Genomic DNA, 6,878 nt, shown 5'->3' with positions numbered 1-6,878 from the left:
AACCAACTGAGCTTCACAACGTGTGCTCACTCTATTATTCACGTAATTTTGGGGTTCTGGTTGGAGTCGGCGGGAACAATCCCTAAGCGCATTACTCACTTGCAGGAAGAGGCGATACACCATGTCTTGCCCATTAAACGAGAAGAGCGGATATATCCGAGAGCAATAAAACCAAAGGCAAAGAAATACCCCAATAAAAAGAAAGCCAGTCAGCTTAACTGACTGGCATTAGCCGCACAGGGCGGCTTTGCTTACTGATAACACATCACAATTATTTCTGTGCAGTAACCGTTGTCGTTGTCGCTGTATCGTTATCGCTTGCTGCAACCGCGGCAACCGCTACTGCTGCTGCCATTACTGCTGCTGCGGTGCTTGCTGCCACGCCGCCAGCCGCTGCGCCAGCGCCTGCAGCGCCTGCAGAACCAGCGCCAGCCGTTGCTGTAGTACCAGTTGTGCTACTCGCAGTACCTACTGCTTCAGCTGCAATTGCACCTTGTGCCATTGCAAATGTTGCCAGCAAAACCATTGCTGTTTTTTTCATAGCTATCTCCATGGAATCCTAATTAACTAACATCGATGTATAGAGTGATGCATCACTCCACCGCTAAGTTTAAGAGTAAAAATCCAACAATGTAAACCTTTTAATGCATAATGTTGCTTAAATTATTTATTATGAGTGATATGTTTATAAGTCTTGTTGAGTATATGAATGAGTTCGGAATCTGTTGTTGTGTGACTAAACACTCATATATAAATGCTTTTTAGTCGGGTTGATTTGCCGATTAGGTGAATAACACTAAGATTCATCATTGCTAATCGTTTGCTAATCGTTAATCATAAGCGGGTTGAAAATATTAGGATATGCGTTGTATTACGTAGGGCGGTAGCGTGCCTGATTATGGTCAAATTAGGCTATGATTGAATAAGCTAACTACATGATAAGGATGGTTTTTCACCACTATGCTTAATAAAATGAAATTCAATATGAACCCAGTGATTCAAGTGACCCAAAAAACATTTATTGGTGCCTTTTGTTTAACCCTCAATCTAGTGGCTTTCTCGGCACAAGCTGATGGCTATGCCGGAGTGAGCGCAGCGTATAGTGATAGCGAATACCAAGCCTCTACGGGGTGGTTAGACTCATCTCCAGCACTTGCTCAAATTCAGTTTGGGTATTTCTTTTCCGATTATGTCGCCATTGAAGGTCGCTATGCGACTAGTGTTAAACGCAGTGATGATTTAGCGATTGATGGCCTAGCCAGTGCATTAGTTAAAGCCAATATGCCAGTCACCGATCGGCTCGCTTTGTACGCTTTAGCGGGTTATTCGTATGTTAGAGCAGACTATCAGCACCAAACGACCAATGATAGCGGCGCAACTTTTGGCGTCGGGTTGCATTATGCGCTCAGTGGAAAAACAGCGATTACTGGCGAGTTTGTAAATTATCTTGCTGGCGATGATCTACGCTTAACCGCTTTACAATTTGGTATGCAGTTTAGGTTTTAAGAGACCCTAGGTCCTAGGTCCTATAAACCTAGAACCTACAACGCACCACTTTCCCATTCAACTATCGGAAAACACCATGTTTCACGGACGCTCTATCTTCTTTTCTTCGTTGTTGTTAGCCTTTTTTGCTTTTTCGTCTAATGCTCAAAGCCCAACACCTGAGCAGTTGCGCATGTTTCAAAACTTGCCTGCCGATCAACAGCAAGCTTTGGCTCGGCAATATGGGATTACCTTACCAAATACTAATAATAGTGGAGCTAGCCAACCACTTCCGGCAGCCGATATTCGTACCTCTCGTCCCGATAAAGCAGATCAACAGCAGCCCAATAAACAAGACCAAGAGAAAGAGCCTGAACTAAAGCGGTTTGGATTAGAGCTTTTTGCTGCTTCCCCAACGACGTTTGCTCCCGTGAGTGATGTCCCTGTGCCTAGCGATTATCGTGTCGGCCCCAATGACGAAATCATTGTTCAATTATTTGGCAAAGATAACAGCACCCACCGTTTACGGGTTAATCGTGAAGGCGTGATTAATTTTCCTTCTCTTGGTCCTATTTCAGTGGCGGGTTTATCGTTTAGTGAAGTTCGTTCCAGCCTAATGCAGCGGGTACAAGAGCAGATGATTGGTGTGCGCAGCGATATCACCTTAGGTGAACTGCGCAGCATGCAAATCTTTGTCATGGGCGATGCTTATAAACCTGGCGCTTATACCGTCAGCGCATTGACGACCATCTCGCAGGCCATTTACTACAGTGGTGGCTTTAGTGAAAGTGGAGCTTTGCGTAATGTTCAGTTAAAGCGAAATGGCCAAGTGGTGCGCACGCTTGATTTATACGACCTGCTGTTAAAAGGCGATAGTCGCAATGATGAACGCTTAATGCCGGGTGATGTGGTTTGGATAGCGCCTGTACAAGCAACCATCAGCATTCAAGGTGAAGTGCAGCGCCCAGCCATTTATGAGATCAAACCCGGTGAAACCTATCAAGATATTTTGACGCTATCTGGCGGAGTGACTGCTCATGCTTATTTAGAAAGAGCGACTATTAAGCGAGCGAGTTCTCACGGCACTCGTGATGTTCATTCATTGGACTTAACAAAGCCAAAAGCACTCCAACAACCCGTGCGTAATGGCGATGATATTACCGTCGCTAAGCGCAGTGAATTATTACAAAATTATGTGCAATTACTGGGGGATGTGGCTCATGCGGGTTATGCAGAGTGGCGTGATAATTTACGCATCAGCGATCTCTTTCATTCTGCCGATAGTGCGTTTAATGCTACCGCCGATTTAAATTATGCGTTGGTTATCCGTGAAGTTAATTTGCAGCGTGATGTGAGGGTTTATCAATTTAGCTTAGCGAATGCCTTACTTAATCCAAACAGCGCAGACAACTTGCCATTGCAACCACGAGATCAAGTACTGGTGTTTAACCGTTTGAGTGCTGATGATGTGGATGAATTGTTAGAGCTCAAGAAGCAAGAAGAGAGTCTCGAATCAACGCTAGTAAATAATAGTCGTTCTGGCAGCACGCTTGAATCCTCACAAATCAAAAGTTTAGAGCAAGCGAAAGCGTTAGCTAGGCAAGAAGCGGAGCGAGAGCAGCAACAGCGTTCAGCCACGCAATCTTTTCCTATTGTGCGATTTGGTGATCACGAAAAAGAGGAACCCCTGTTTTTCCAAGGCCAAATGATTACCCAAGAGCAAGCTAAAGCATTACAAGAAAACTCGCGACAGTTTTTGCTTGCTTCATTACTGGTTCGTTTGCAACAACAATCCAGTTATGGTCAGCCGGCGATGATTGCCGAAGTGTTTGGTGAAGTAAAATACCCTGGGCGTTATCCTATTTCTCAGCACAATACCGTGCAAGGGTTGCTCGCCGCTGTGGGCGGATTAAGCGCCGATGCTTTTAGTGCCAATGCAGAATTAGCACGCATAGAATCATTCGGTAATACGGTACGTACGGAGATCAAAAATATTGATCTCAGCGCTGTGATACAAGGTGACCGCCAAGCTAATCGAGAGATAAAGCCGCGAGACCGATTAAATGTGTTTGAGCAACCAGGTATTAAGCAACAAAATACCGTGGTACTGCAAGGCGAAGTGAAGTTCCCTGGTACCTATACGTTACGTCGTGGAGAAACACTAGCCCAACTTCTAGAAAGGGCGGGAGGCTTAACCGAGTTTGCTCATCCACAAGGAGCGATTTTTACTCGCGAAGCCTTACGTTTGCAGGAACAAAAACTACTGACTCAATACGCGGCAGATATGCGCCGTGAAGTGGCGAAAAAAAGTTTTAATGTTGATAGCCGAGTTTCCAGTGTTATTAGCGATCCTGATAAGACCTTAGCGTTTATCGAAGAGGCAACCAATAGCCGCGCATTAGGGCGTATGGTTGTGCAATTGGATCAAATTATTGATGGTAATAAAAGCGCCAATTTTATGTTGGAAGATGGCGATTTCTTATTTATTCCAATGTATCGCAATACTGTTTCAGTGATGGGTGAAGTACAAGTAGGGATCACTTATCTTCTTGACCCAAGCTTGACAGTGAAAGATTACATTAATCGTGCTGGCGGTATGAAAAAGCAAGCTGATGATGACCGCATCTTTGTGGTGCGAGCCGATGGCTCTGTCTTTAAACCCAATACCGGTTTTTGGTTTAGACGCCGCGGTGAAAGCCTCAGACCAGGTGATACGATTGTCGTTCCAGTTGATACCGATTACCGCGATGCACTTAACGTCTGGACCGCTGCGACGCAAATCCTTTATCAAACAGGTGTTGCGGTAAATGCGTTAAAATAGTAGAAACGAGAGCGTTGCTAGCGCAACTTACTAGAGCGGCCTAACGGCCTGCTAGAATCTATAACTGCCTTTATGCTTTTATAGAATCTAGCTTCTCGCAGTCGCGCAGCGACGCTCTAGCAGGGCGCAGCCCGCTCTTTCTTCACCAGACCCTAAACCTGAAGAACCTATGAACACACAAATAACCCAAAACAATCCGCCATATCAATCAGACGCGCAATTCGCGCCGCTGCCGCGGCACGATGACGAAATCGATTTACGTGAACTCTTCATCGCCCTCTGGAAAGGCAAATGGATCATCATCGCCACTACTTTTGTATTTGCTGCTGGCTCGGTCTTATTTGCGCTTAGTCAGCCAAATATTTATAAAGCCGATACACTATTAGCTCCTGCTGAAAGCAGTGGCGGTGGTGGTTTAGCAAAAATGGCTGGGCAACTTGGGGGCTTAGCTGCCTTGGCTGGGGTGAATCTTGGTAGTGGTGAAAGCAATCAAACCGAGCTTGCCGCTCAGGTGATTAAGTCTCGCCGTTTTATTGAACATTTTATTGAAAAGTACGATATTTTGGTCCCGCTGATGGCGGCTAAAGGGTGGGATTTAACCACCAATCAATTGATTATTGACGATTCAGTATACGATGAGCAAACCCAAACGTGGTTGCGTGAACCAAAAGGGCTACGCGGTGCAAAACCGACTGCTCAAGAAGCGCATGAAACGTTTATTAAAGATATACTCACCGTTTCTCCCGATAAAACCAGCGGTTTATATACCGTCAGTATTTCACACTACTCCCCTTTTATTGCTCAGCAGTGGGCTACATGGTTAGTGGAAGAAATTAACCAAGTGATGCGTGAGCGCACCATTGCCGAAACCACGCAAAATCTCAATTACTTGCAAGAACAACTACAAAGAACCTCAGTAGCCGATATGCAAGCCACCTTTTATAAACTAATAGAAGAACAAACCAAAAGCCTGATGTTGGCTGAAGTGCAAGATGAGTTTGTGTTTAAAGTCGTTGACCCTGCTGTAGTGCCAGAGCTAAAAGATAAACCAAAACGAGCCTTGATTTGTGTATTAGGTACCTTACTCGGCGGTATGCTTGGGGTGGCGATGGTGTTGGTGCGCTTTGCATTTAGAAGGGAAGAAGAAGTTGAACCGAGCAGCTAGAGCGGCCTAACGGCCTGCTAGAATCTATAACTGACTTTACGCTTTTATAGAATCTAGCTTCTCGCAGTCGCGCAGCGACGTTCTAGCAGGCGCAGCCCGCTCTTAGTCTTATAGGATTAATAATGAAAATTCTTGTCACCGGTGGTGCTGGCTTTATTGGCTCTGCGGTTATTTTTCTTATTATTCAGAAAACTAACGATAGGTTAACCTTGATGTTACCTATACTTGTCTTTTTGAACCATTGATGTAAGTTAAAAATAAATATGTTTATTAAAATTCAGAGTGTTCTTAAACATCAAGGCTTTTTACGCTATTTTAAAAACACAAGTTGGCTGATAGCTGAGCAATTTTTACGTATTATCGCAGGATTGTTAGTTGGAATTTGGGTTGCACGCTATCTAGGGCCTCAACAGTTTGGCCTATTTAGCTATGCGCTTGCCTTTACTGCTATTTTTGCAGGTATAGCCAAACTAGGTTTAGATGGTATTATCGTTCGTGAACTCATCAACCATCCAGATAAATGTGATGCCTATTTAGGTACCGCTTTTTGGCTGAAAGTGGTGGGTTCTATTATCGTTATGTTATTAATGGCGGCTGTGATCCCTTTTACTAATAACGACGCTACTACGAACTTATTTATTTTCATTATAGCTTGTGGTTTAGTATTTCAAAGTTTTGAAGTGGTAGAGTTTTACTTTCAGTCGCAAGTTCTGGCTAAATTAATCTCTATTTGTAAAATCATACAACTATCACTGTCATCACTAATAAAAATTTATCTGGTTATTACTGAAGCAGAACTAATTTGGTTTGTATTAGTCACTACCTTTGATGCATTGAGTCTGGCAACTTGTTATTTTTCAGCTTACCGATTACAAAAAAGGAATCGTTTCTACACATGCTTTGATTTTAGCATTGCCAAACGCTTACTTAAAGATTCATGGCCATTAATTTTTTCTTCAATTGTCGTGATGATTTATATGCGCATCGATCAAATCATGATTAAGCAAATGCTTGGTGAGTATGAAGTTGGGATATATTCTGCTGCTATACGTTTAAGTGAAGCTTTTTATTTTATTCCTACAGTTATTACAGCTTCTCTTTTTCCCGCAATTTTAAATGCAAAGAAAATTAGTCATGAATTATATATGTTAAGAATGCAGCGCCTATATACAATGATGGTTTGGACTGCAATTATAATAGCTATACCTATTACTATATTTAGTGATTGGATAGTTGTTGTTTTGTATGGAAATGAATATGCTAGTTCAGCAGACATTTTAATGATACATGTTTGGTCTGGTATATTTGTATTTTTAACAGTGAGCTCTGGTAAATATTTAACAAGTGAAGGCCTTACAAAGAAAATATTTTATAGGAACTTATCAGGTATGATATTAAATGTAATGC

5 protein-coding genes and 1 pseudogene are annotated in these 6,878 nt (G+C 43.0%); 5 read left to right on the top strand and 1 reads right to left on the bottom strand.

Annotated features, from left to right (window positions below):
* A pseudogene (locus CAG58_RS12000) lies at nt 1-222 on the top strand (IS4 family transposase); the annotation flags it as partial.
* Nucleotides 223-271: 49 nt separating this feature from the next.
* On the opposite strand, the gene CAG58_RS11995 reads toward CAG58_RS12000, so the two are convergent.
* Nucleotides 272-541 (bottom strand): hypothetical protein, encoded by a 270-nt coding sequence (locus tag CAG58_RS11995; RefSeq protein WP_161426617.1) that lies wholly within the window; start codon nt 539-541, stop codon nt 272-274.
* A gap of 443 nt (nt 542-984) precedes the next feature.
* On the opposite strand from CAG58_RS11995, the gene CAG58_RS11990 reads away from it, so the two are divergent.
* The 4 genes from CAG58_RS11990 to CAG58_RS11975 all read left to right on the top strand — a co-directional run.
* Nucleotides 985-1,506 (top strand): outer membrane beta-barrel protein, encoded by a 522-nt coding sequence (locus tag CAG58_RS11990; RefSeq protein WP_161426616.1) that lies wholly within the window; start codon nt 985-987, stop codon nt 1,504-1,506.
* A 76-nt stretch (nt 1,507-1,582) separates the two neighbouring features.
* A complete protein-coding gene (locus tag CAG58_RS11985; protein WP_161426615.1) occupies nt 1,583-4,306 on the top strand; it encodes an SLBB domain-containing protein in 2,724 nt (907 codons plus the stop codon).
* A 169-nt stretch (nt 4,307-4,475) separates the two neighbouring features.
* Nucleotides 4,476-5,471, top strand: a complete 996-nt coding sequence (locus CAG58_RS11980) for a Wzz/FepE/Etk N-terminal domain-containing protein (RefSeq protein ID WP_161426614.1) — start codon at nt 4,476-4,478, stop codon at nt 5,469-5,471.
* A gap of 263 nt (nt 5,472-5,734) precedes the next feature.
* The coding region (locus CAG58_RS11975) for a flippase (RefSeq protein ID WP_161439746.1) at nt 5,735-6,878 on the top strand (1,144 nt) is incomplete at its 3' end.

The organism is Vibrio sp. V31_P5A7T61, assembly GCF_009904895.1.
GTDB classification, from domain to species: Bacteria; Pseudomonadota; Gammaproteobacteria; order Enterobacterales; family Vibrionaceae; genus Vibrio; species Vibrio metschnikovii.
The sequence above is the reverse complement of the archived record's forward strand: the minus strand, read 5'-3'. Positions and strand labels throughout refer to the sequence as shown.